The sequence below is a fragment of the Microbulbifer sp. ABH2_005 genome, from assembly GCF_056160005.1.
The window spans coordinates 489,203-512,456 of record NZ_JBSWWI010000001.1; the positions used below are offsets into that span (position 1 = coordinate 489,203).

Annotated in this window: 19 protein-coding genes; 11 read left to right on the forward strand and 8 right to left on the reverse strand. The window is 48.1% G+C overall.

Going from position 1 to position 23,254, the window contains the following annotated elements:
• Positions 1 to 63 precede the first annotated feature (63 nt).
• Positions 64 to 969 (forward strand): acyltransferase, encoded by a 906-nt coding sequence (locus ACXAFI_RS02110; protein WP_475107493.1) that lies wholly within the window; start codon positions 64 to 66, stop codon positions 967 to 969.
• A 93-nt stretch (positions 970 to 1,062) separates the two neighbouring features.
• Here ACXAFI_RS02110 and ACXAFI_RS02115 read toward each other — a convergent pair whose 3' ends face one another.
• Positions 1,063 to 1,500 carry a host attachment protein gene (locus ACXAFI_RS02115; RefSeq protein WP_444920048.1) on the reverse strand — a complete coding sequence of 146 codons (438 nt, stop codon included), beginning with the start codon at positions 1,498 to 1,500 and terminating at the stop codon, positions 1,063 to 1,065.
• A 383-nt stretch (positions 1,501 to 1,883) separates the two neighbouring features.
• On the opposite strand from ACXAFI_RS02115, the gene ACXAFI_RS02120 reads away from it, so the two are divergent.
• The 7 genes from ACXAFI_RS02120 (at position 1,884) to tnpA (ending at position 7,897) form a co-directional block, all read left to right on the forward strand.
• On the forward strand, positions 1,884 to 2,312 hold the full coding sequence (locus tag ACXAFI_RS02120; RefSeq protein ID WP_475107494.1) for an Hsp20/alpha crystallin family protein: 429 nt from the start codon (positions 1,884 to 1,886) through the stop codon (positions 2,310 to 2,312).
• A gap of 69 nt (positions 2,313 to 2,381) precedes the next feature.
• Entirely contained in the window at positions 2,382 to 2,798 is a 417-nt protein-coding gene (locus tag ACXAFI_RS02125; RefSeq protein ID WP_299579694.1) for a CBS domain-containing protein, read from the forward strand.
• Positions 2,799 to 2,980: 182 nt separating this feature from the next.
• Positions 2,981 to 3,556, forward strand: coding sequence for a PhnA domain-containing protein (locus ACXAFI_RS02130; RefSeq protein ID WP_475107495.1), 576 nt, complete (start codon positions 2,981 to 2,983; stop codon positions 3,554 to 3,556).
• 187 nt (positions 3,557 to 3,743) lie between these two features.
• Positions 3,744 to 4,790 (forward strand): AraC family transcriptional regulator, encoded by a 1,047-nt coding sequence (locus tag ACXAFI_RS02135; protein ID WP_475107496.1) that lies wholly within the window; start codon positions 3,744 to 3,746, stop codon positions 4,788 to 4,790.
• A gap of 153 nt (positions 4,791 to 4,943) precedes the next feature.
• Positions 4,944 to 6,077: an S-(hydroxymethyl)glutathione dehydrogenase/class III alcohol dehydrogenase gene (locus ACXAFI_RS02140; protein WP_152454876.1), complete on the forward strand. Its 1,134-nt coding sequence runs from the start codon at positions 4,944 to 4,946 to the stop codon at positions 6,075 to 6,077.
• Between the two features lie 12 nt (positions 6,078 to 6,089).
• Positions 6,090 to 6,944 carry an S-formylglutathione hydrolase gene (gene fghA / locus ACXAFI_RS02145; protein WP_475107497.1) on the forward strand — a complete coding sequence of 285 codons (855 nt, stop codon included), beginning with the start codon at positions 6,090 to 6,092 and terminating at the stop codon, positions 6,942 to 6,944.
• A 518-nt stretch (positions 6,945 to 7,462) separates the two neighbouring features.
• Positions 7,463 to 7,897, forward strand: coding sequence for an IS200/IS605 family transposase (tnpA, locus tag ACXAFI_RS02150; protein WP_475107498.1), 435 nt, complete (start codon positions 7,463 to 7,465; stop codon positions 7,895 to 7,897).
• 57 nt (positions 7,898 to 7,954) lie between these two features.
• Here the strand turns inward: tnpA and ACXAFI_RS02155 are convergent, their stop codons facing one another.
• Positions 7,955 to 8,368, reverse strand: a complete 414-nt coding sequence (locus ACXAFI_RS02155) for a hypothetical protein (RefSeq protein ID WP_475107499.1) — start codon at positions 8,366 to 8,368, stop codon at positions 7,955 to 7,957.
• 275 nt (positions 8,369 to 8,643) lie between these two features.
• Here ACXAFI_RS02155 and ACXAFI_RS02160 point away from each other — a divergent pair, with 275 nt between their 5' ends.
• Both ACXAFI_RS02160 and ACXAFI_RS02165 read left to right on the forward strand, forming a co-directional pair.
• The gene (locus ACXAFI_RS02160) at positions 8,644 to 10,857 is read left to right on the forward strand and encodes a S9 family peptidase (protein ID WP_475107500.1); all 2,214 of its coding nucleotides are present in this window, start codon (positions 8,644 to 8,646) and stop codon (positions 10,855 to 10,857) included.
• A gap of 288 nt (positions 10,858 to 11,145) precedes the next feature.
• Positions 11,146 to 11,583 carry a rhodanese-like domain-containing protein gene (locus ACXAFI_RS02165; protein WP_475107501.1) on the forward strand — a complete coding sequence of 146 codons (438 nt, stop codon included), beginning with the start codon at positions 11,146 to 11,148 and terminating at the stop codon, positions 11,581 to 11,583.
• A 113-nt stretch (positions 11,584 to 11,696) separates the two neighbouring features.
• Here ACXAFI_RS02165 and katG read toward each other — a convergent pair whose 3' ends face one another.
• Entirely contained in the window at positions 11,697 to 13,967 is a 2,271-nt protein-coding gene (gene katG / locus ACXAFI_RS02170) for a catalase/peroxidase HPI (RefSeq protein WP_475107502.1), read from the reverse strand.
• Between the two features lie 428 nt (positions 13,968 to 14,395).
• On the opposite strand from katG, the gene ACXAFI_RS02175 reads away from it, so the two are divergent.
• Positions 14,396 to 16,384, forward strand: a complete 1,989-nt coding sequence (locus ACXAFI_RS02175; RefSeq protein ID WP_475107503.1) for an alkyl/aryl-sulfatase — start codon at positions 14,396 to 14,398, stop codon at positions 16,382 to 16,384.
• On the opposite strand, the gene ACXAFI_RS02180 is transcribed toward ACXAFI_RS02175, so the two are convergent.
• The 5 genes from ACXAFI_RS02180 to ACXAFI_RS02200 form a co-directional block, all read right to left on the reverse strand.
• Positions 16,295 to 18,343, reverse strand: coding sequence for a DNRLRE domain-containing protein (locus tag ACXAFI_RS02180; RefSeq protein ID WP_475107504.1), 2,049 nt, complete (start codon positions 18,341 to 18,343; stop codon positions 16,295 to 16,297). The genes ACXAFI_RS02175 and ACXAFI_RS02180 overlap by 90 nt on opposite strands.
• 90 nt (positions 18,344 to 18,433) lie before the next feature.
• Positions 18,434 to 19,075 (reverse strand): Lcl C-terminal domain-containing protein, encoded by a 642-nt coding sequence (locus ACXAFI_RS02185; protein WP_475107505.1) that lies wholly within the window; start codon positions 19,073 to 19,075, stop codon positions 18,434 to 18,436.
• On the reverse strand, positions 19,072 to 20,556 hold the full coding sequence (locus tag ACXAFI_RS02190) for an ethylbenzene dehydrogenase-related protein (RefSeq protein WP_475107506.1): 1,485 nt from the start codon (positions 20,554 to 20,556) through the stop codon (positions 19,072 to 19,074). The genes ACXAFI_RS02185 and ACXAFI_RS02190 overlap by 4 nt, the downstream gene beginning before the upstream one ends.
• A 1,015-nt stretch (positions 20,557 to 21,571) precedes the next feature.
• Positions 21,572 to 21,823, reverse strand: a complete 252-nt coding sequence (locus ACXAFI_RS02195) for an HP1242/YdcH family protein (RefSeq protein WP_475107507.1) — start codon at positions 21,821 to 21,823, stop codon at positions 21,572 to 21,574.
• Between the two features lie 533 nt (positions 21,824 to 22,356).
• Positions 22,357 to 23,049: a TetR/AcrR family transcriptional regulator gene (locus ACXAFI_RS02200; RefSeq protein ID WP_152454866.1), complete on the reverse strand. Its 693-nt coding sequence runs from the start codon at positions 23,047 to 23,049 to the stop codon at positions 22,357 to 22,359.
• Positions 23,050 to 23,254 lie beyond the last annotated feature (205 nt).

Sequence of the window (23,254 nt, forward strand, 5' to 3'; positions counted from 1 at the left end):
ATTGTTGTCAGCTCGGGTGCCTGTAATAAGTCTCTTTTTTACCACTTAATTTAGAAATATGAGATGTTAAATTTTCTTCCCTCGACAGTATTATTGATATTGACCTCGATACTGCTGTTTATCAGTACAATTATTTGCTTTATTCCGATTTTATTTTTTGTTGTGCTGCGGTTGATTTTCCCATTTGCCGCACTGCGAAAAACTTATTCGACTATTTTTATGTCGATTGCTGAGGCCTGGATCATTCTGAATATAGGCTGGATGAAACTTACCCAGAAGACAAAGTGGGATGTGAAGATAGATGGGGCGCTAGAAAAAGAAGGCTGGTATCTAGTGACTTCTAATCACCAGAGTTGGGTGGATATCTTCGTTCTGCAAACAGTTCTTAATCGGAAAATTCCTTTCTTAAAGTTTTTTATTAAACAAGAACTTATCAAGGTTCCGGTGATGGGGATTTGCTGGTGGGCGCTGGACTTTCCATTTATGAAGCGTTACAGCAAGGCGTATTTGGAGAAACATCCGGAGATGCGCGGTAAGGATTTAGAGGCGACTAAGAAGGCCTGTGAGCGTTTCAAGTTAATTCCTACCAGTATTATGAACTTTCTCGAAGGTACACGTTTTACTCAGGAGAAGCACGATAGGCAGGGTTCACCGTTCAACTATCTACTTAAACCGAAGTCTGGAGGAATCGCCTTTGCCATGCAGAGTATGGGAGAGCAGCTTAATCGTTTGTTGAACGTCACGATTGTCTACCCAGGTGGTATTCCCACTTTTGCAGATTTCCTCGCGGGAAAAGTGAAGCACGTAGTTGTTCGTATAGAGCAGATTCGTATCCCGGAGAAATTCTTTACGGCTGATTATATGAATGATCAGGTGTTTCGCGCAGAGTTTAATAGCTGGGTCTACAAGCTCTGGCAGGATAAAGATCAGCTTATTGGTAATCTGTTAAGTGAAACCAAAAAAGCCTAGAAATGCTCTTTTTTTAGCTACTGTTTAATAGATTGGTGATAGGGGCTGGTATTTCAGCCCCACCTTTCAGCTTCCTCTCACAGGAAGAGTCAATCATAGCCAGATGGGCAGTTGCGCCCTAATTTCATCTGGCTGGCTGTCTACCAAGTTTTTTCCAGTCTCTCCGGCAACCGTGGCTCGGGTGGGTGTTTTGAGTGCATCTCGCAAGCTACCCACCATATAAGGTTCCGCTACGATATATAACTTCTCAAAGCGGCCCTCCTGACGGCCTCGCTCCAGCGTATGCGCGATTTCTCTGGCGAAATCTTCGCCACTTCGGCGATGCAAATTTGCAAAATTTCCCATCGCGTGGCGGCCTTGACCATAACTATCGAAACTGCGCCCAGGAGCATCGCTATCGACTTCTCGGCCTGACAGCCTGGATTGAGGATGGAGAAGGGCTTGGATTTCATGGAGATTGCCGGCGCGCTTTTGTGCTTCAAAAATTCTGGCCTGTGATTGGTTGGCCACAAGAACCCATGCTAAAGCCATGAGCGTATCCTCATTTTTTTACTTCCTCCTTATCCTAGTTAAATTTGGCGCCATCGACTAACGGCATAGTCTGGAATAAGAGGCTCAGATTTGTTCACTATTTTCAGGAAATGAAAGGCAAAACACCGGGAAAAACAGAGATTTGATCGTTACCTAGCTGATAGTTTTCAAGGTCCTTTAGGTCATACTAGGCTATTTGCCCTAGATAAAATCTAAATGCTCGCTGTCTTCTTTATGTCTTTTGTGATGGTTGTACTCGTCACATATTCCTACCGAGTGGCGCTAAATTACCTAGAATGAAGTCAAGATGTGAGAGGCGTAAGCCGGATCTAGGGATCTAGCTTGCGCCTCTTGCGACATAGCCGTAGATGGAGGTTGTTAGTATGAGTCTGATACCCAGAGGTTCTCTGCTCGATCTAGATAATATGTTTGAGCAGATGCTGTCGCCCGGTCGTGCTATTGGCAGTGAAAGGGAGGGTTTTTTCTCACCACGAATTGATGTGAGTGAGCGAAAAAACAGATATGAAATTAGTGCTGAGCTACCGGGTGTCGGCAAGAATGATATCAATATCACGTTAGAGAATGGTGTTTTAACCCTTGAGGCTGAAGTGCACCGTGAAATTAAGGAAGAGAAAGAGGGCCGGGTGCTGCGACAAGAGCGCCGCTATGGCAAGTTCCTACGCAGTTTCAATTTAGGTGAAGATGTTCGCGAAGATGAAATCGACGCAAACTTCAAAGATGGCATTTTGACCTTGACCGTTCCCAGACATGAAGGGCATCCGCCACAGAGAAAGCGTATCGAAGTGCATTAATTCTTTTTTCTAACGGTAGGTTAGGTCGCTTTGAATATAGCTTTTTAGAATTTTCGTAGAGGTAACACGATGAAAGTAAAACAAGCTATGCACCAGGGAGCAACTTGGTGTACACCAGATACCTCGCTGCAGGAATTGGCTAAAATCCTGCGGGATGAGGATATTGGTGCGGTTCCCATCGGTGAAAATGACCGCTTGGTGGGCATGGTAACCGACCGGGATATCGTATGCCGCGGTGTCGTGCAGGGGGGTAACCTCTCCTCACTGACCGCTCGCGATGTGATGACCGAGGGCATTGAGTGGTGCTGGGAGGAAGATGACCTCCTCTCTGCAGTGCACAAAATGGAGCAGCAGCTGCTGCGTCGAATGCCGGTGTTGAATAGTGAGAAACGTATGGTTGGTATACTCAGCCTGGGGGATATTACCTCGGCTATTGCCAGCAAGCAGGGTGGTCACTTCGCTTCAGCGGTCTCGGCGCACCACTAGACTCTCCCCCTTAGCCCCAATACTCGGGGCTCAAACTGTCTTCTGGACCCTGTGAGAGGTATTCTCTGATAGGGTCCTTACCTTGATTCGTCCTCATAACAGTCCTTAGAGAAGTACAGCCGCCAGAGAAGTACGCGAAATAGCGAGTGAGGGCGTATACTCCCCACTTTTTGAGGTAATCCATGGCGGTCAGTCGGGAACAGCTGCTTCAGCGCAGTGGTGGTCACTGTGAGCTTTGCAAATCACAGAATAATCTGGAAGCTTATGAATTGCCGGAATCCTCGGCACGGGCCGAGGCCCAGGTGCTTCTGTGTCAGACCTGCCGCGACCAATTGAATGACCCAACCCAACTCGACAGTGCCCATTGGCACTGTCTCTCTGACAGTATGTGGAGCCAGGAGCCGGCGGTACAGGTATTGGCTTGGCGGCTTCTCAAGCGGCTGTCTTCGGAGACCTGGGCGCAGGACTTGTTCGATATGTTGTACCTGGATGACGATTTGCTCAGCTGGGCACAAGCCGGAGCCCTACCCGAAGCGGGCGATATCTTAGTTCACCGCGACAGCAACGGCGTTCAACTCCAGGCAGGTGATAATGTGACCATTATTAAGGATCTGGATGTTAAAGGTTCCAGTCTGGTAGCCAAACGCGGTACTGCAGTTCGTGGAATTAGCCTGACGGATAATCCAGAGCATATCGAGGGGCGTGTCGAGGGGCAGCGAATCGTGATCCTGACTAAGTTCGTTAAGAAAACTGGCTGAAGTTCTTTTTATCTAGAGTTTCACTTTGGGGTTGTTGGCGGCGAAGGCTTGGCTCTCCGTCACAATCTCGCCCTGTGTACATTACTCAAATAGATTCGTCCTGCTATCATACCCCCGTTTAATTTCCCTAATATATTCGCGGTCTGACACTGGCCAACTGCTCCAATTCTAGCTGGTGTGTACAATCATGACGGCCAATGCAGCTGTAATGGGCAGTGGAGATGGATTGATGAATCTCACCTATGAAATCCGCAGTGGTACTCTCGCGGGTTTCAATACTCTGGTTCCCCAGTTGGGCGGAGTGCCTTCGCGTTTACTCGCTGAGGTTGGTCTGCCCGTGGATTGCACACGTCGCCCGGATATTTTGATCCCGATCACTACGCTTATCGAGCTGCTGAATTTGTGTGTGCGTGATCTGCACTGTAGTGACTTTGGCTTGCGGCTCGCACAGCGGCAGGGTCTGCGTATGCTCGGGGTGCTGGGCAAGCTGCTACTAAAAGAGCGGAATCTGGATGCCGCATTGAGTGCGAGTCACTGTTATATGGTTTTGCACAACCAGGCCGACCACTGGCGATTAACGGAACGAGATGGCAGCCTGTTTGCTTTTCGCATCAACCATTGCCATAGCCTTGAAAACGTTGAACAGTACAGTGAATTGGCTTTAGGGGCCGCCTGCCAATTATTTAGAGAGTTGGCAGGGGGTGATATTCGCCCACGCCAAGTGCATTTTTGCCATGCTCCTGTTTCCCCGCCTCAGCGCTATCGTGAGTATTTTGACGCTGAGGTGTTTTTTGGCCAGGAATGTGACTGTCTTATATTCGATTCCGAACTATTGCTGAGGCCTCTCAACGCACCGAATGCTAGTCTGGTGAAATATTTTGAGGAGTTCACCCAGCTACTGATTCAGGGACTGAGCGGTGATATTGCCAGCCAGGTACGTACATTAATTTTGCAGACGCTGGGGGCCAAGCAGCATAATCTGGCGCAGGTTGCCCAGTTGATGAACACCCCGGTACGGACTTTACAAAGGCACTTGAGTACCGCTGGGACCTCTTTCAAACAGCTTCTGCAGGAGGCGCGTATGGAAACAGCCCGATGGCATTTGCGTTCATCAAATATAGAAATTGGGCTACTTTCTGCGAGTCTTGGTTATACAGATATCAGTGCTTTCTCTAAGGCCTTCCGTGTAGTGCATGGCTACTCCCCTCTGCAGTGGCGCAAACAGCAACACTGATTTTTATTTCAGCGCTTCTTAAAAATTATTTGCTCTGTAGAGCCCTGCCTACTTCCATCTCCTTTTTTGACTTTTGTTTTTTTGCCACGTAAATACTGGCAGGCTATGCTGGGCATCTGTTGAATTGAGTAAATATCGATAAGGAACAACACCATGGGTGCAGAGACGATTCGCTGTAAAGCCGCTGTGGCCTGGAAAGCGGGTGAGCCGCTTTCTATCGAGGAAGTTGAAGTGATGCCGCCGCAGAAAGGCGAAGTACGTATCAAGTTAATGGCAACAGGTGTCTGCCATACCGATGCTTTCACATTATCGGGAGAGGACCCAGAAGGTGTATTCCCTGCGATTCTCGGCCATGAAGGCGCGGGTGTTGTGGAGTCTGTTGGGGAGGGCGTTACCAGTTTGGCGGTTGGGGACCACGTTATACCGCTCTATACCCCTGAGTGCGGAGAGTGCAAATTTTGTTTGTCTGGTAAGACGAATCTCTGCCAGAAAATTCGGGCGACCCAAGGCAAGGGCCTGATGCCGGATGGCACCACGCGTTTTTCAATCAATGGCAAGCCCATCTATCACTATATGGGAACCTCCACCTTTTCCGAGTATACCGTATTGCCGGAAATTTCCTTGGCGAAGATTAATCCTGAGGCTCCGCTTGAGGAAGTCTGTCTCCTAGGTTGTGGTGTGACCACGGGTATGGGAGCGGTGATGAATACGGCAAAGGTAGAGGCGGGCTCCACCGTAGCTATCTTCGGATTGGGCGGTATTGGTCTGTCAGCAATTATTGGGGCCAAGATGGCTGGCGCAGAGCGTATTATTGGTATTGATATTAATGAAGATAAATTTGCGCTGGCAAAAAAACTCGGCGCAACAGAGTGTATTAATCCAAAGAATTATGAGCAACCCATCCAAGACGTTATTGTGGAACTTACCGACGGCGGAGTGGATTATTCCTTCGAGTGCATAGGAAATGTAAATACTATGCGATCGGCGCTGGAGTGCTGTCATAAGGGCTGGGGGGAATCCGTAATTATTGGAGTTGCCGGTGCTGGGCAGGAAATTAGCACGCGCCCATTCCAATTGGTAACTGGCAGGGTTTGGCGCGGTACCGCATTTGGTGGGGTGAAAGGCCGCTCTGAACTGCCGGATTATGTGAATCGCTATCTGGCTGGAGAATTTAAACTAGATGACTTTATTACCCATACGATGCCACTGGATAAAATTAATGAAGCCTTTGATTTGATGCACAAAGGCAAAAGTATTCGCAGCGTTATCCACTACGAAAACGTCTAAGCGGGATAGTCTATGTCTATTGAGCTTACCAGCAGTACAAGATCTTTTAATGGGCTACAGCAACAATACCGGCACGATTCCACCGTATTGAACTGCACTATGCATTTTTCGGTCTTCCTGCCCCGGGATGCAAATAGTAAAGAGGGAGACCAGTATCCGGTACTTTATTGGCTGTCGGGCCTAACTTGTACCGATGCAAATTTCAGTCAGAAAGCAGGTGCCCAGCGTGTGGCCGCTGAGTTGGGTATTGTACTGGTGATACCGGATACCAGTCCCCGTGGAGAGGGCGTTGCTGATGATCCCTCCTACGACCTGGGTCAGGGGGCGGGGTTTTATGTGAATGCTACCCAGGATCCCTGGAAGCAGCACTATCGCATGTATGATTACATTGTGGATGAATTACCGGCGTTAATTGAAGCACATTTTCCTGTGAATCAGCGTCGAGCCATCAGTGGCCATTCCATGGGGGGGCATGGTGCCCTGGTCATCGGTTTGAGAAACCCTGAGCGCTATACCTCAATCTCCGCGTTTAGCCCGATCTGTAATCCGATTGCCTGTCCTTGGGGAGAGAAAGCTTTTGCTGCTTATTTGGGCGCGGACACCACACTTTGGGAGGAGTACGATACATCTGTATTGGTGGGACGTGCCATAAATCATCGACCGATATTGGTATCTCAGGGAGATGAGGATGAATTTTTAGAGCAGCAATTGCGACCTGGAGCTTTACAAATGGCTGCAGAAGCTTGTGGCTATCCATTACGATTTGAACAACATGGTGGCTACGATCACAGCTATTTCTTTATTGCCTCTTTTATCGAGGAGCATTTGCGATTTCACGGGGATTTCCTACTGGGGCAAGATCATTAAAAGATCTGACTTCCTCATCCTTTTCTAGAAATGCTGTGAAGAGATAAGTAAGTGTTTAAGTTTTTATAAGCTTACAGCATCTTACTTATCTCTATTATTTCAGAGGAAATAGGAGTAAATGCTATTTCTCTCTTTGGGAGCCTCAGTGTAACCTGCAAGGTTATGATCAGGCCCCATGCCTTGTATGCTTTCAATTAGGTTGCATTCTGCTCTCTTTTCTATATCAATAAGTTGATGCCACACTTTTTTTAAATAAAGTCTTATTAATCGAGTTTCTATTTTATGTATTCGATGGAAATAAAAGCGGTATGTTTGTCATGGTTCTAGGATGGCAGCGTTTCACTTATACGAGCCGGAAACTATTATTAGCGCCTATGATTGCTATTCAGTAACTTTATAATTAATACATAGGTAAACCACCGCCTCTGGCGGTGAGACTTGACAGGGCTCTGCCGTTCCGGCGTGCAGAATGAAAAATATGGCATCCATGAACCGGCAAGTTCTTTAAAGGAGGCCATATGCGAGATTGGCAGTGCCAAGCTCACGTGAAGCATTATTGCAGGTACCACGTGGTATTTGTGCCTAAGTATCGAAAGAAAGCATTATTTGGAACATTGAGACGGGAGATCGGAGCGATATTTCGAGACCTATGCCGTCAAAAGGGTATTGAGTTGATTGAAGGGTACGCAATGAGGGATCACATTCATATGTTATTAATGATTCCTCCGAAGTTCAGTGTTTCCAATACGGTTGGGTTTTTGAAAGGGAAATCTGCGATCCAGATATTTCGAAAGTACAAACATGTACAGAGAAATTTTTCAGGAAGACACTTTTGGGCCAGGGGATACTGCGTTAGTACAGTTGGGCTCGATGAGCAGATGATTCAAGAGTACATCAAGAATCAAGAGATTGAAGAGCGCCGTCAAGAGCAGATGTACCTGGCGGGGTTGTAGCTAGCCCCCTTTGGGGGCTTTCACCATACCACCCGCTATGCGGGTGGTTGCTGATTATTAAGGTACTACTGCCCGACACTCTCCAATAATTTCTGCGCGTCGTTGATCGATTGTCTGTTCAATAAGAAACCACCCATTGTTACAGAAGCCGCTCTCATCCAGCAAAACTTCCATTCGCTCAAGAGCAATTTTTTTGATATCGCCGGAGTTGGCCTTGCTCCTGCCAGGTTTTCCAGCACCGGGCTTCGCTCCTTTCGGTTTATCACCACTAGGCCCTCCTGCGGAGGGTGCTCGGCGAGGTCTTTCTCCTGAAGGTCGGTCAGGACCTAGAATGGCCTTGTAAGTAAAGCGTTTATGACCAAGTTCGGTGATATGTGTAACAAAAGATTCTGTAGTGGGCGTTTTCGGCGTTGAGCTGCAGCTGCTAGCAATTAGAGAGGCCGCAATAGGGACAATTAGGGAATACTTCATTGTTTTTATCCTGTGAGAATTGCTATCTCACTATGACCTTATCCTGGTACAAAGGTCGGTAAAGCAGAGTAAACATTTGTAAAGCCTTGATTTTCTAGAGGATTAGTTTGCTTAACCGGGTAATCCAAGTGCTATTCCTACAGATTACGTGAGGGGATGATTACATTGTAAAATCCGTGTTTGTTAATCAATTTGAACGGAAAAATAACCTCCTCCCGCCTCAATTCTTCCTTTATTGAGTACAAGGCAGGGAGTCAGAGACATAAGGGCCTACTATGAAGAAAATACTCCTTGCCCTACTTGGCACCACTTTTGTGGGAATATGCTCCGCGGAGCCTCTTACCATTGAGAGAATATTCTCAGATCCCGCTCTGCATGGCTCAACGCCCCGGGCACTGGAATACTCCCCTGATGGTAGGCGGGTTACCTATCTGAAAGGGCGTGCCGAAGACTACAACCGCTATGACCTATGGGAATATCATATTGCCGATGGGCAATCCCGTATCCTGGTGAATTCAGATAGTTTGCATAGTGGCGATGAAACCCTTTCGGATGAAGAGAAGGCCCGGCGGGAGCGTCAGCGCATCTATGGCAGTGGCATTATGGAGTACAGCTGGTCTGAGGATGGCAAATCTCTATTATTCCCCCTGGCAGGGGATGTTTATTACTACGATTTGGCTAAAAAATCAGTACAAAGGCTTACGAAAACAAAGGCATTTGAAACCGATGTGCGGGTCTCCCCAAAGGGGCGTTATGTCTCTTTTATCCGTGAGCAAAATATCTATCTTGTGGATTTGAAAAGTGGCAAAGAAACCCAGTTAACGCAAGATGGCCAGGGGCCTATCAAGAATGGAATGGCCGAGTTTGTTGCTCAGGAAGAAATGGGGCGTATGAGCGGCTACTGGTGGTCGCCGGATGACCGCCAAATTGCCTTTCTACAAGTAGATGAGTCTCCGGTAGATGAGGTAACCCGCAGTGAGATCTATGCTGATCGTATTGACCTGATTCAGCAACGCTACCCAGCAGCGGGGAGAGCGAATGTAAAAATTCGGTTAGGCATATTGAATGTTGTATCGGGTAAAACCCGCTGGGTGAACCTTGGTGATGAACAAGACATTTATATTCCTCGTGTGCAATGGGCGCGGAACAATTTATTAACTTACCAGTGGCAATCCCGTAATCAGCAAAAGTTGCAGCTGCGTGCTTTTGATTTGAAAAAAGGAACCGGAAAAACCCTATTGAGTGAATCCAGTGATACTTGGGTCAACTTGAGTGACGACCTTTATTTTCTTGAAGATAAAGATCAGTTTATCTGGTCCTCGGAGAGAGATGGTTACAAGCATCTTTATCTGTATGACCTCAATGGCAAGCTGTTGAATCAGATAACCCGTGGTAATTGGGTTGTAGATGAAGTCGAAGCGGTCGATGAAAATAAGGGTATGTTGTATTTTACCGGGCGTAAAGATATCGCCATAGAGCGGCATTTATACCGAGTGCCATTTAATGGCGATGGAGAAATACAACGTATTTCCAACAAAAAAGGCATGCATGATATCGAGTTTGCCCAAAATGCTTCGGGTTACATCGATAAATTCTCCAATGTAAATACCCCACCGCAGGTTAGCCTGCACAATGCGAATGGCGACCTAACGACCTGGCTGGAGGAAAATGCAGTAACTAAAGGGCATCCTCTGCACCCTTACAAAGCTGACTGGATTACTCCAGAGTTTGGTACCCTTGCGGCCCCCCACGGGCATCAACTTAATTATCGCCTATATAAGCCGTCCAATTTTGATGCATCCAAGCGTTACCCGGTGATGGTTTATGTCTATGGAGGTCCCCATGCCCAGGTAGTTACCAATAGCTGGGATAAAGCCTTCAACCAGTTTATGGCTCAGCAGGGATATGTCGTTTTTTCTCTGGATAACCGCGGTTCTGCAAATCGGGGGACGGCTTTTGAAAATCCTATCTTTAAAAATATGGGTAGTCCCGAAGTCGAAGATCAGGTTGTTGGGGTAGAGTTTCTACGTTCGCTACCTTACGTCGATAGCGATAATATTGGTATCTATGGACATAGTTATGGGGGCTATATGGCCCTGATGAGTATGTTCAAGGCGGGTGACTATTTCAAGGCGGGAGTCTCTGGTGCGCCGGTTACAGATTGGACTCTTTACGATACTCATTACACAGAGCGTTATATGGGTAACCCCAATACCGATGCGGATGCCTATCAAGCCTCATCTGTCTTTCCCTATAGTAAGGGGCTCAAGGGGGCTCTATTGATTTTTCATGGTATGGCAGATGACAACGTGTTATTTACCAATACTACTCGCCTCATCAAGCAATTACAGGATAATGGTCAGCAGTTTGAATTAATGACTTATCCGGGTAAAAAGCATAGTTTACGCGGTAAACAAACCCGTATTCATCAATACACCATGATCAAAGGTTTCTTTGATCGACACTTACGTAAAGACAGGCAATTATAGATATATAAATTGCAGCATATCAGGCCTCCCGGTAAATAATACCAGGGGGCTTGATGATAGGGCCGCTTATATCACCCCGATGTTTTTCGTTTCATTGTACCAATCAGTTAATCACCCCAAGAATAATTCTGTTTGACTCATCCAGCGTTTTATTTTTTCTAATGTTTGGTTAATTTTGTTGCCCCTTCTTTCTGGTAGATTATCTTGAATAACAAAGTTTTGATTTTAAATAACCTACTAAGAAACTTCCGGGGCTGATCACTAATATATATTGGATTAGGGTGAATAATGTTAAACAGACTTGGCGGTAGATTAATTTTGTTGGCTGCGTTGATAGGTTTCGTTGGTTGTACTGTAGTAGGTACTGAGGAGGGGACGCTATCTCAGGAAGAAGATCGAGGATCTATGGAAATTGAAGCAGAACTTTTATCTGCCTATATACAAGATCAATCTCAATTTGTGTTAGTGGATGCGCGCACAGTGGAGGAGTTTGAGGCTGGACACATAGATGGTGCGATTAATATCCCTCTGGGCGACTTCGATGAAATGAGCGAGCACTTAACACTAAAACGTGATGAGGTGGTGTTGGTCTACTGCAAAAGTGGTACGCGGGCGAAAAAACTGGCGAACAAATTATCTGCAGCCGGTTATAAGCGAGTTAGAGTTATCCCATCACAACATCTGAAATTTATTGATGGAGAAATAATCTTTGCAAGCCTGGAATAGCGTACGGTGAAAATATAGACTTCGATGTAGATATAGCGTTCGGTGTAGATAAAGGTACTAGGCAAGCCGACGGGTATGTCGGTTTGCCTAGTGGAAATTCTTGTAAAAACTAATCACTGATTAGGTGAGTCGAAACGATCCAGATTCATTATCTTTGTCCAGGCTTTAACAAAATCCTGCACAAATTTCTGCTGAGAGTTATTAAATGCATAGACCTCAGCGACAGCTCTAAGCTCAGAATTAGAGCCAAAAATCAGATCTACCGGAGTGGCCGTCCACTTTACCTTGCCGGTATTGCGGTCACTACCTTCATAGACACCCTCGGCTTTGTCGGATTTTTTCCATACCGTGGACATATCCAGGAGGTTGACAAAAAAGTCGTTAGTGAGCGTCCCCGGCTTATCGGTGAATACGCCATTCTTTGAACCATCGGTATTGGCGTTAAGTGCGCGCATACCACCAACCAAAACAGTCATTTCCGGTACGCTGAGTGTTAACAGACTTGCGCGGTCCACCAGCATCTCGGTGGGTGAGCGACTGTTGTTTTTGCTGAAGTAATTGCGAAAACCGTCAGCTGTGGGCTCTAGCATGGCAATAGAATTAACATCGGTCTGTTGCTGGGTCGCGTCTGTACGGCCGGGCTTGAAAGGCACCTTGATTTTTTGTCCGCCGTCTGCAGCTGCTTTTTCAACTGCTGCAGAGCCGCCGAGAACGATCAGGTCGGCAAGGGATACTTTCTTACCGTCGGATTGTGCATTGTTAAATTCCTGCTGGATTTTTTCTAGCTGCGTCAGAACCTTGGCCAGTTCTTCTGGATCATTCACAGGCCACTCTTTCTGTGGTTCCAAGCGTATGCGTGCACCATTAGCTCCGCCGCGGTTGTCTGATCCACGAAAAGTTGATGCCGAACCCCAGGCGGTTCTTACTAACTCTGGCACGGTGAGTCCCGAGGAGAGGATTTTTGATTTTAGCTGGCTGATGTCGCCGTCATTAATTAGAGGGTGATCTACTTTTGGTACAGGATCTTGCCAGAGCAGGTCCTCTTTAGGGACTTCCTTACCGAGATAGCGAGCTCGAGGGCCCATATCGCGGTGAGTCAGTTTGTACCATGCCTTGGCGAAAGCCCGTTTAAAATCCTCCGGATTTTCCTGAAAGCGTTTGGCTATTTCCCGGTAGCTGGGGTCAAATTTTAGGGAAAGGTCTGTAGTAAACATGATAGGCGCATGCCGCTTGTTTTTATCGAAAGCATCGGGAACTAGGTTTGCAGCAGCCTGATCATCGGGAATCCACTGTACTGCACCAGCAGGGCTCTTGGTTTTTACCCAGTTATATTTGAACAGGTTATCCAGGTATTGCTGGCTCCAGGTAATGGGGGCAGCCGACCAAGCCCCTTCGAGCCCGGAGGTCATGGTGTCGTCGGCATTGCCTTTGCCGCACTTGTTTTTCCAGCCCAGGCCTTGTTGTTCAATAGGGGCCCCAGCGGGCTCGGGGCCTAAGCAGTCGGCTTTTACCGCACCATGGGCCTTGCCGAAAGTGTGGCCACCGGCAATCAGCGCAACCGTTTCCTCGTCGTTCATGGCCATGCGTGCAAAGGTTTCGCGAATATCGATGGCTGCAGCTTTGGGATCAGGATTGCCGTTAGGACCCTCGGGGTTCACATAAATCAGGCCCATTTGCACGGCTGCCAATGGCCTTTCCAGTTGGCGATTGCCGGTATAGCGCTCATCGGCCAGCATCTTTGTTTCTGGGCCCCAATAAACCAGATCCGGTTCCCAGTCGTCTATGCGGCCGCCGGCAAAGCCATAAGTCTCAAACCCCATGGATTCGAGGGCGACATTGCCCGTGAGCACCATGAGGTCGGCCCAAGATAGCTTGGCACCGTATTTTTGTTTGATGGGCCACAGCAAGCGCCGGGCTTTATCCAGGTTGGCATTATCGGGCCAGCTATTCAGTGGGTCGAAACGCTGCTGACCGCCACCTGCACCTCCACGGCCATCGTTTATACGGTAGGTACCGGCGCTATGCCAGGCCATGCGGATCATAAAGGGGCCATAGTGACCGAAATCTGCTGGCCACCAATCCTGGGAGGTTTTTAGCAGAGTCTCAATATCACTTTTTACCGCTTTGAGATCGAGAGTTTTAAATTCCTCGGCATAATTAAAGTTTTCTCCCATTGGGTTAGATCTGGGGGAATGTTGCCGTAGGGGGCGCAGGTCCAGTTGATTGGGCCACCAGAATTGGTTTGACTTTGGTTGAAAGTCCTTAGGGCCTTGGTGAGTAACTGGATCAGTCACAACCTCTTCGTCATCGGCAAAGGTATTTGATGCCAGCAGGGACAGAGTGATGATTAGAGCGGTACCGAGAGAAGGTCTCATTAATTGCATTGCAATCATCTCCATACGATAAGAAATGCGGGCCGAGGTTCTTTTAAATTGGACTTTTATGCCGAGGCCAAAGGATTATATAGACTATATTGGCGACTTTATTATTGCGAGTTTTGTAAGTCACTAGTTTGACGGTAAATATTTTTTATATTGACTGTATATAAATAATATCGATTAGGTTTGGCTGTTTTGCGTTGTTACATGTATTGCTGATTGTTGAATAAAACGAAAATAATAGGCTCAGCTTTTTATATGCTCTCGTAATAGTGGTATTTACGCTGGTTGAACGGTAGTTTCTTTGGGTTTATTGAAAATAAAAATCACTTAAAACGTAGTTATTGTTTTTTGCGTTGCTAGTACGCCAGCCTATGGCTCTATCACTTTGCCGTGAGTTAAGCCCATAGCTAAGCAATATAAGGAGATCCTTTATGCGTAAATATATATTTTGGGGGATGTTTTTTCTTTTATTAACTGCTTGTGGTGATAGCCAGCAAAAAGTTACCCAGCATTCAGAGGAACTGAATGCCAATATCAAGCCCGCGAGCCAATCGACCAGAGCCCACAATAAGGCTGTAGCGAAGCAGTTACCTTTCTCTGACAACCTGGATTTTCATCTGGCCAAGCGCGGGTTTATTGCCACGATTCCCGATGCGCAGATTAAAAATGCTATGGGAAGGGAGGTCTATGGCCTGGCGCAGTTGCAATTTCTTGAGGGGGCTTCGAAGGATACGGTAAACCCCAGCCTATGGCGGCAAGCTCAGCTTAACGCCTTGAATAATGGTTTATTTGAAGTGGTCGAGGGTATTTACCAGGTGCGCTCTCTGGACCTGGCCAATATGACTCTGATTAAAGGGGAAACGGGTTGGATCGTTGTCGATCCCCTGACTTCCAAGGAAACGGCCGCCGCAGCTCTGGCTTTGGCAAATAGGGCGTTGGGGGAGAGACCCGTAAGCGCAGTAATCTTTACCCATAGCCATGCGGATCACTTTGCCGGTGTATCGGGAGTTGTCTCCATGCAGCAGCTGGCTGAAGGATCTGTAGATATTATTGCACCGGATGGATTTTCCGAGGAGGCGATTAGTGAGAATGTGCGCTCGGGCAATGTGATGCAGCGGCGTGCGCTCTATCAGTTTGGGGATTTATTGCCTTCAAGCCCGGAGGGGTTTGTATCCTCGGGGCTCGGTAATCGGGTTTCCGATGGAGAACATGGGATAGCCACACCCACCCGCCTGATCCCTGAAAAGGGGGCGGAAATGACAATTGATGGGGTGGACATTGTTTTTATGAGCACCCCAGGGGCTGAAGCTCCCACTGAAATGGTCTTTTTCTTTCCCCAGTTCGATGCCCTGTGTATGAGCGAGATTGCCAACCACACTCTGCATAACCTCTATACCTTGCGCGGCGCTAAAACCCGCGATGCACTGGCATGGAGTCGTTATATAGAGCGTGCTATGGAAAAGTTTGGCGGACGTACCCAGGTGGTTTTCAGCAGCCATCACTGGCCGACCTGGGGCAATAGAGAGGCGATGGACTATCTGGCCAAGCAGCGCGATCTCTACAAATATATTCACGACCAGACCTTGCGTCTGGCCAACCATGGCCACGACATGGTTGAAATTGCCGAACAACTGCAACTGCCGGAGACGCTCTCCAACGCCTGGGCTAATCGTGGTTATTACGGCACCATCAATGTGGGCGCAAAAGCGGTGTACAACCGCTATCTGGGATATTTCGACGGCAATCCAGCCAACCTCTACCCCCTGCCACAGGAAGAAGCGGCACTTCGTTATGTGGAATATATGGGAGGAAGAGAAAAAATCATAAAGCGGGCGCGAGAGGATTACTCCCAAGGTAATTACCGCTGGGTGGCGATGGTGCTAAAACATCTGGTTTTTGCCGAGCCAAAAAATCAAGAAGCCCGTTACCTATTGGCAGATGCTTTCGAGCAACTGGGTTATCAGGCGGAATCCGGCATCTGGCGAAATTTTTATTTAAGCGGCGCTAGGGAGTTGCGCCACGGGGTTGAACTTCGCGAGGAAATGCGGCCGCCGGAAGAAATTGTTGCGCGAGTGCCTTTACAGCTTTTATTTGATGCCATGGCAGTACGTCTCAATGGGGAAAAGGCGGCGGATGCGGATATCCGCCTGAATATAGAGATGACTGACAACAATAATAAATACCTAGTGGTCGTTAAAAACGGCGTTTTACACGGTTATCCCGATCGCCACAGCGAAGACCCCTCGGCTAGCCTGGCCTTGAGCAGCACCGACCTACGGCTGATGTTCAGCGGTCTGGTCGGTGCGCCCACCATGATTAAGGAAGGCCGCTTAAAGGTGCGTGGTAACCCCCTGGCTTTGATTCAGTTTGGCAGACTCTTCGATAAGTTTGATCGGAACTTCAACCTGGTGACCCCTTAATTGCGTGATGCTGGGAAGGGTTGGCATCAGGATCGATGGCTTCATCTCCGCTGGCAGTCTGCGAGGTATGAAGCCTTTTGTCTGACCAGTTTGATTTACCGGTAAAGCCAGTTTGGTAAAGCTGTTGCAATTGGCCTCGATTTTTAGCGCCGGTGACATGCCGGTTTCCTTGGAGGTGAAGTCCACCCCATTGCTGCCACTGCGTGCAGCAATTACAAGGCCAGTATTGGTACCGCCAAGCCAGCTATCAATCAGCCCGGAAGAAAGCAGGTCGATAGTTTCTATTCCCGTGTAAAAAGGTACAAAGCTCTCTGCCAAGTTGCCGCGTACCGATGAGCCACCTACAGAATTCCAGGTGGCGCTCTCCTCACTCCAGTCACTAGCAGCCTGGTAAATACCAAAGGTATTCCCCGAGCGATTAGTAATATTCAGCTCCAGGGTGGCAGAGCTGATGGAGGAACAGCCGGAAAGGTTGGTGAGGTCAAATTTGATCAGTGTGTAGAGTGTGCCATAGGTGGAGTCACTGCCATCTGCAAGTAACCCATCGGAATCGCCATCAAAATTACTGGATGAGTGGCGAGAGGAAATAAATACATCATCGCTCACCGGTAGAGAAAAGCTGCCACCGTTGTCCGCGTTCTCCTCAATTACACTTCGGCCCTCACCGTTGGCCACCAGATTCATGGCTTCACCCAGACGGTTGGCAGTCCACCAGTTCACATTGTCTGGCAAGATCAATGGATCTGCGGCGCGCTCTTCCCAAGTCAAAGTTTCGGCGGTGTCATCGAATTGTGCGGTGCGCACTACCAGCCCCTCTTCGCTCACTTGGATGACTTTGAACTGCTGAATACTGGCCATATCAATGGTCCAGGTCTTGGCATCGTTGGCCGATCGGGCCGGTGCTCCCCAGCTACCTTCACCCACATAAACGGTTCCGCCGTTGGTGGTTGTGGAAAAGTTGCTACCGCTAGGTATCACGGCTTCAGTCATCTTGGTGAGGTGGGTATCGGATTCCACCACCAGGTTCATGGCGTAGTCATAAAATGACTGCGCCCACCAGTTAAACAGTGTGGGATTGTCGGATTTTCCGCTGTAGTGGGGGAACATGGGTTTGTGATACTGGGCGAAACGCCAGTTGGCGGAGCTTCCATAGGTGGACAAATCGCTCGATAACCAGTTGTTCATCGCACTGGCGTAAGATGACCAACCACCGTTTTGGAACTGGCTGTTCAAGGTGTAAACACGCAACAGTGGCGATATTTGTACGGCGCCATAAGTGTCACTGGGTGTACAGTTACCATCACCATTGAAATCCACCCCGAAGACTTCGCAGATAGTCGAGTAATTGTCGTCCTCGTGATTGCCGTGGGTGGGGATCAGCGGATAGATGCGCTTGTAGCTATAGCCATCAATGTTATCGCTGGAATAGGTGAGTTCCCAGTCGTCGAGAAACTCGCGCATTTCCGAAGCGCTATTGGCATTGGTGAAGTCACCGCCGTGCATCACCGCGAGCGGGCGTATTTTAGCCAGGAGTTCATTGCCCTTGCGGCGTGTGGTATGGCCTGTACGGGTATCACCGCCGGCAACAACAACAAAAGGTGCGTTTTGCGCAGGAGCCGTTTTAAACCAAAATCTCTCCCCGCAGCCGTTTTGGTCGCACACACGAAAATAAATGGGTGAGTCGGCATTCAGATTTTGCAGTCGCACAAAGTGGCTGGTTATTCCACCATCGAACGTTTCGCTATTACTGACAAATGCGCTATTCCAGCTGTTCTCATTGGTGGAGTAACCGTAGCTGACATAGGGATTACTACTGCTGCCATCGGGGGAAAAACCGATGACGGCACTATTGGAAGCATCGCCATCCCAGGCAAGGCGGTAGTGTTTGGTAGCGGCACTGGCGTCGACTGCCAGTAACAGTGCCGAAATGGTAAGAGTGCGGCCAATGTGTTGTCTCATTGCGGGAATTCCTCTGCAAAGTTGGGACCTTTTCTTGTGAGAGCGCTACCGCCCGGAGGGGGATGATTGCAGGTTGGTGGCGCGCGGGAATTATTGGGGAGCGATGTGACAGCTGCTTGAATGATTGGTTACCAAGCGTGTGAAAGCGGCATTGCGATAGGGAATTGTGATGGTTTCCCCATTTATAAAGTTAACTGCTGCTCCACCGGCTTTTAGATAGGAGTACACGCCCTTCAGGGGCAGATTGCCATCACTGGTCCAGTAATCACCCCGCTGGGTTTTGGGAAAGTATCCGGTTTCGATGCTGGGGCTTCCGGGTTTTACTTCTGTCACCACTAGGGTACGCAGTTCACTGGCCGTGGGCAGGCGCCAGTGTTTTGAGCCACAGAGTTGTTCCCGGTTGGTGTGGCGGATTAAATCTTCCGTATCGCAGCGCTCTGCCTCAAAAAAACAATCTCCGTTATTGGCAACGCCCTGATTTTGTAAAAGTCGGGAATAAGTCCAGCGCCCATCGTGAATATCTTCACTATCTGTCTTAACTTCCCACAACAGGCCACTACGGCTATCGCAGACACAGGACCAGGGGCCACCCCAGGCATGGATTACTTCTCCTTTGGCTGTCACTTTAGATAAATGATATTGCGATGGTTGTGGAGCTTGCGGTGTGTGGATAACTGCGGCGCCGATTAAGCAAGCGGGTAGAAAAAAAATAAGAAAAAGCCGTGTGATCATAGCGCTTTACTCAGACTCAGTTGAATGGCCCTGGTATGCCGGGTGTGGGCAACTTGTGCACGATCAAATGCTGAAACCCATAGGCAGGTGCCATCCTCGATAGGAATATCCTGGGGAGAGGCTGTATTTAATTTACGCACTAATTCGAGGGACCAAAAACCATCGCGCCAAACCCCTTTGGCCCGAACATCAGCGCGGTCGCCTTCAAAACGGTTTGAGGTATAGAGTACCGAGGGCATTAGGGTACCCGTTGCTACCTGATCACTTTCAGTTGAGTAGGGCTGGTAATCAAACCAGGAGATAGTCCAGTCCAATGCTCGCTCTTGATCAAAACTTTGGAAGGGGGCCAAGGCATTTGTATCTCTGGGTAGGCGTTTGGGAGTGATGCTATCGGGGGAATACCATTTCCAGTTCATCAGGTAGGCACCGGACTCCTTACCATCCTGTTGGTAACCAGCGGTATAACGCCGTATGCCTGCACGTACTTTATCTGGTGCACCGATAAAATTATCATCCGCTAAATACATTTTATTGGTGCGCACCGCCTTCCAGTGCCAGAGATCGTGCAATTGGCCCGACAGGCTGTAGTGGTAGCCCTTGCCATGCCAATTTGCGGGCTTACCTGGCAGTGGTGAACGGCCCAAGTGTGCGGTACCGGCACCGGCAAAATCGCAGTGACTGGAGAGTAACAGGGCAAACTTATCTTCGTAGTAGCGGCTTTCATCAAACTTTTCAAAACCTTGCTGCTGGATTTTCCAACCTTGGTCGGTTTTTATCAGGGGTAGGTGAGCCAGGCTTTCCGTGGGGTCTTGCCAGGAGATATGGAAATAAATTTCCTCACCATTTTGCAAAGCTTTGAGGCGGACATCGGTACGGCCTTGATAAAAATTGGCTCCGCCATCGGTACTGACTTCTAGTACATCAGCATCCGCCCACTGGGACTCATTGGCACGGCCATCAATATCGATAATCGTATCTGCAGCGATTGTGGAAACCGGTAGTTGGTAATAAGTGAATTTGGCTAGAAGTAGCCAGCCGCCCATTAGAAAAATAGGTAGGAAGCTACAGAGCAAAACCAGCTGGGCTCTCTTTGTTGCGGCGGGCTTCAGGATATATTTCAGAGCGTTTTGCCCAAACTGAACCAGATACACCCCTGCATGCAGGAAAATATAGGCTGTGAGCCCAAGTGCAGCGTAAAAATGTAGCGTTCTGGTTAGTGGTAGTTTGCTAATTCCGCTAAAGAGTAACCAGCCACTGGCCAGCGAGACTCCAATCAGGCTAATGCCCCCCCAGGTCACTACCCTGTGGTAATTCAATGGCTTGCGTCCAAATTGCTGCTCTGTCTGATAGCGGCGTAAAATTCTTGAACATAAATAGGCCAATGCAACCAGTGAAAGCAGGACTGCAGAGAGGAAGTGCACACTATGAACTTCCCCCTGGGGCAGCAGCTCTTCAATAGAGGCGATGGCAAGTTTACTCAATGTGGCAACTCTCAGCCCACTAAACAGGCTGCAAGTCACCGCTATGATTAGCGCTGCGTGTAGCAGGATCCACGCGGGACTTTTTGATCTGTTAGACATGGCTCGGCCCCAAAAAGCGCTCAGGCTATCGGCGGGATATGACAGTTTAGAGAAGCCTGTGGAAGGCTGAGAACTACTAAGAATTTATTCACCCGCCAAAGGAACATATTTAGCGATGAATGGTGCGGATTTTCGCCACCGTCGATGTCGACTCCGGTTAAGGGTTAGTTAAAGACTGGTATAGCGGCGCCAATTTTAGCTTGAGGTCATTGAGGTCATTGAGGTCATTGAGGTCATTGAGGTCATTGAGGTCATAAGGGTGTTATTCATTTAACGGAGTTACTCAAAAGGGGGAAGGAAAGAATACACTGTGCTCGGGACCGTATGAGGCATGGATGCCGATTACGAGCTTACAGGGATGTATTCACAGCGCGTCGTGAGCGCAGTGTATTCTTTCCTTCTGACCCAGTAGTACTTCGACGCTTACCTGGGCTTAGAGGAGCTCGAGCGGATGAATTGGCAGCTGGAGCCAGGGCTCTTAATTGAAACCTTGCTCCTCTTCAATCGAGGTCTTTGGTCAAAAGCCGAGATGGGAAAAGGGCGTAACAAGGGGGATATTTAAAAAGTTGAATGTATCGGGTCTTAGGCCGACTTTGGCTTCAAAATAATCCCAATTTTGGCAAGCCACATCATTGTGACGCTACTAGTGAAATTCCGACAGAAGTCCTTCACGCCTGCGGTTTTTCTATCTGTCTGCGAACCTACGTCATTTATGCCCTGGTGGGGCGTTTTTAGATCCCAGTTATTTTTATTGGTGTTAGGTCGCCAGCATCTTTATCAAGATGCGATCTGTACAGACTAAGGATGAAGAATAGGTGAGATAGAGCCGTATGGCGGCACTGGATCACTTTGGCGTTTTGTTGAAAGACGTTCGTGATCTAGCACCGCTAATTACGATGGACACATCTCTCAAATGCTAATGATGAGGGACCACATCGGTAATACGATTGTAGAGATGTTGCTTGAGGTAGGCTCGCTGTTTTTTCAGGCTTGAATAATGATCGTCATCGGTGCCGATGCCACTGTCCTGGAGTCCTCGTATCTGTTTGTCCAGTCTTCGGTAGAGGTCATTGTCCAGCTTGAATTCTACGTCGTCCCTGATCAATTGTTTGATGATTTCGGCATGCTCGGGAAAATCCAGCTCCAGTTCATGTGCGGCAATGGACATATACAATCTCCCCTCAATTGAGTTAGAGCACTAGGCATAATCTTAGTTTGTGAGTCACTGGTCACAAAATTTGGTAAACAAAGAGCAGTTTGTGGCTGCTAGTTGTTTGGCCATTTTTTGGCCCGAATAGTTCAAAAAACGGATCTAACTGGCGGCTAGGCATTTTTTTGAGGGAGATCCATCGCTACCAACTGAGGGCTAACGGATAAGGGCTAACAGATGGCCGAGATTTTTATAACAAAATAGTCTAGCAAAAGAGATTTTTAGAATGCCCGGGTTTTTTAAAAGAACGTCTATGGAGGTGTTTGGTTTTGAGTATAAAAAACTGCTTTTTTATACGTACAGATTCGGCGCATGGTAAAAAAACAACGGTTTTTAGTATTGCAGCAGTCGTTATTTTTACACTGAAAAACGATTAAATTTAAATAGTTGAATGTAAAATTTGCATTGCAAATAAAAAGGCCTGCCAGAAAAGTCTGCCAGGCCTTTGTTACAGAAGCGCTATTTAAATTTTAATTAGTAAAATTTGAATTTCAGGCTGAGGCCTCCAATGGAGCAAAGCGCAGCTGACGGCGCTGCAAAAGCTCCCCGAGATACAATTTCAAGTAAGCCGCGGCTGCCCGCTTACCCTCAGCGGCGGCCTCCTCGGTAATTCTGCCGAAGCGCGAGTAGGCCTGGGAGCAGAATGAATCATTGATATTGATGGCGCACATGAAGCGGTCACGCCAATCCTGAGATGGGGGTAGCTCAAACTCGCGAGACAGATTCTTAATTAAGGTATCTGCCAAACGCCAGTTGTTTTCCATCTGTAATTGACGCAAAGCCCAGCTGGATTGTGGACCATAGTGCACCTTGAGCGCAGAGATATTATCTTCGTAATAACTACGCACTAAATCGCACAAATGGTAGAGCATATCTTGCCAGCTATCTGCCGGTGAGAAGTCAGAGTGCCCCAGTACTACGTCGCCAAACGACTTGTAATGGCGCTCCGCCAGGGCGGTCAGGCTGGCATCTACACTCGGGAAAAAGTGGTACACAGATGCAGCGGGAACCCCGGCCACTTGGCTGAGATTAGCGAGGCTGATATCCGTGGAATCCTGCTCGGAAATGAGAGTTTCCAGCGCATCAAGAAGCTTTTCATACTTCTCGCGGCCGTTTTTGCGTTGTGGTTTGCGCGGACTAGCAGTGTCGCGCCGGCTAATAGCCCGTCGATCGATTTGGTTCAAATTTCCCTCCCCTTAGACAAGCGCAGTTGGCAAGCGCCAGAAGTGCGCTTTACTTCCTTGTAAAAAATTGTCTTCTGGAATTGATGATTATTATCGTACCAATTTCGGGGAGCAAGGGGATTTTGTTCGAATTGTGGGATAGTTCCGCGCTGGCAGATTGAATTTGATTAAGTGTTACTATCCCACACAATTCGAAGAAGTTGCG

Coding starts and splice junctions, on each gene's coding strand:
- tnpA (WP_475107498.1), top strand. CDS start 7,463: ATGCGAGATTGGCAGTGCCAAGCTCACGTGAAGCATTATTGCAGGTAC.
- ACXAFI_RS02140 (WP_152454876.1), top strand. CDS start 4,944: ATGGGTGCAGAGACGATTCGCTGTAAAGCCGCTGTGGCCTGGAAAGCG.
- ACXAFI_RS02175 (WP_475107503.1), top strand. CDS start 14,396: ATGCGTAAATATATATTTTGGGGGATGTTTTTTCTTTTATTAACTGCT.
- ACXAFI_RS02120 (WP_475107494.1), top strand. CDS start 1,884: ATGAGTCTGATACCCAGAGGTTCTCTGCTCGATCTAGATAATATGTTT.
- fghA (WP_475107497.1), top strand. CDS start 6,090: ATGTCTATTGAGCTTACCAGCAGTACAAGATCTTTTAATGGGCTACAG.
- ACXAFI_RS02160 (WP_475107500.1), top strand. CDS start 8,644: ATGAAGAAAATACTCCTTGCCCTACTTGGCACCACTTTTGTGGGAATA.
- ACXAFI_RS02135 (WP_475107496.1), top strand. CDS start 3,744: ATGACGGCCAATGCAGCTGTAATGGGCAGTGGAGATGGATTGATGAAT.
- katG (WP_475107502.1), bottom strand. CDS start 13,967: ATGCAATTAATGAGACCTTCTCTCGGTACCGCTCTAATCATCACTCTG.
- ACXAFI_RS02185 (WP_475107505.1), bottom strand. CDS start 19,075: ATGATCACACGGCTTTTTCTTATTTTTTTTCTACCCGCTTGCTTAATC.
- ACXAFI_RS02130 (WP_475107495.1), top strand. CDS start 2,981: ATGGCGGTCAGTCGGGAACAGCTGCTTCAGCGCAGTGGTGGTCACTGT.
- ACXAFI_RS02195 (WP_475107507.1), bottom strand. CDS start 21,823: ATGTCCATTGCCGCACATGAACTGGAGCTGGATTTTCCCGAGCATGCC.
- ACXAFI_RS02115 (WP_444920048.1), bottom strand. CDS start 1,500: ATGGCTTTAGCATGGGTTCTTGTGGCCAACCAATCACAGGCCAGAATT.
- ACXAFI_RS02165 (WP_475107501.1), top strand. CDS start 11,146: ATGTTAAACAGACTTGGCGGTAGATTAATTTTGTTGGCTGCGTTGATA.
- ACXAFI_RS02155 (WP_475107499.1), bottom strand. CDS start 8,368: ATGAAGTATTCCCTAATTGTCCCTATTGCGGCCTCTCTAATTGCTAGC.
- ACXAFI_RS02110 (WP_475107493.1), top strand. CDS start 64: ATGTTAAATTTTCTTCCCTCGACAGTATTATTGATATTGACCTCGATA.
- ACXAFI_RS02125 (WP_299579694.1), top strand. CDS start 2,382: ATGAAAGTAAAACAAGCTATGCACCAGGGAGCAACTTGGTGTACACCA.
- ACXAFI_RS02180 (WP_475107504.1), bottom strand. CDS start 18,343: ATGAGACAACACATTGGCCGCACTCTTACCATTTCGGCACTGTTACTG.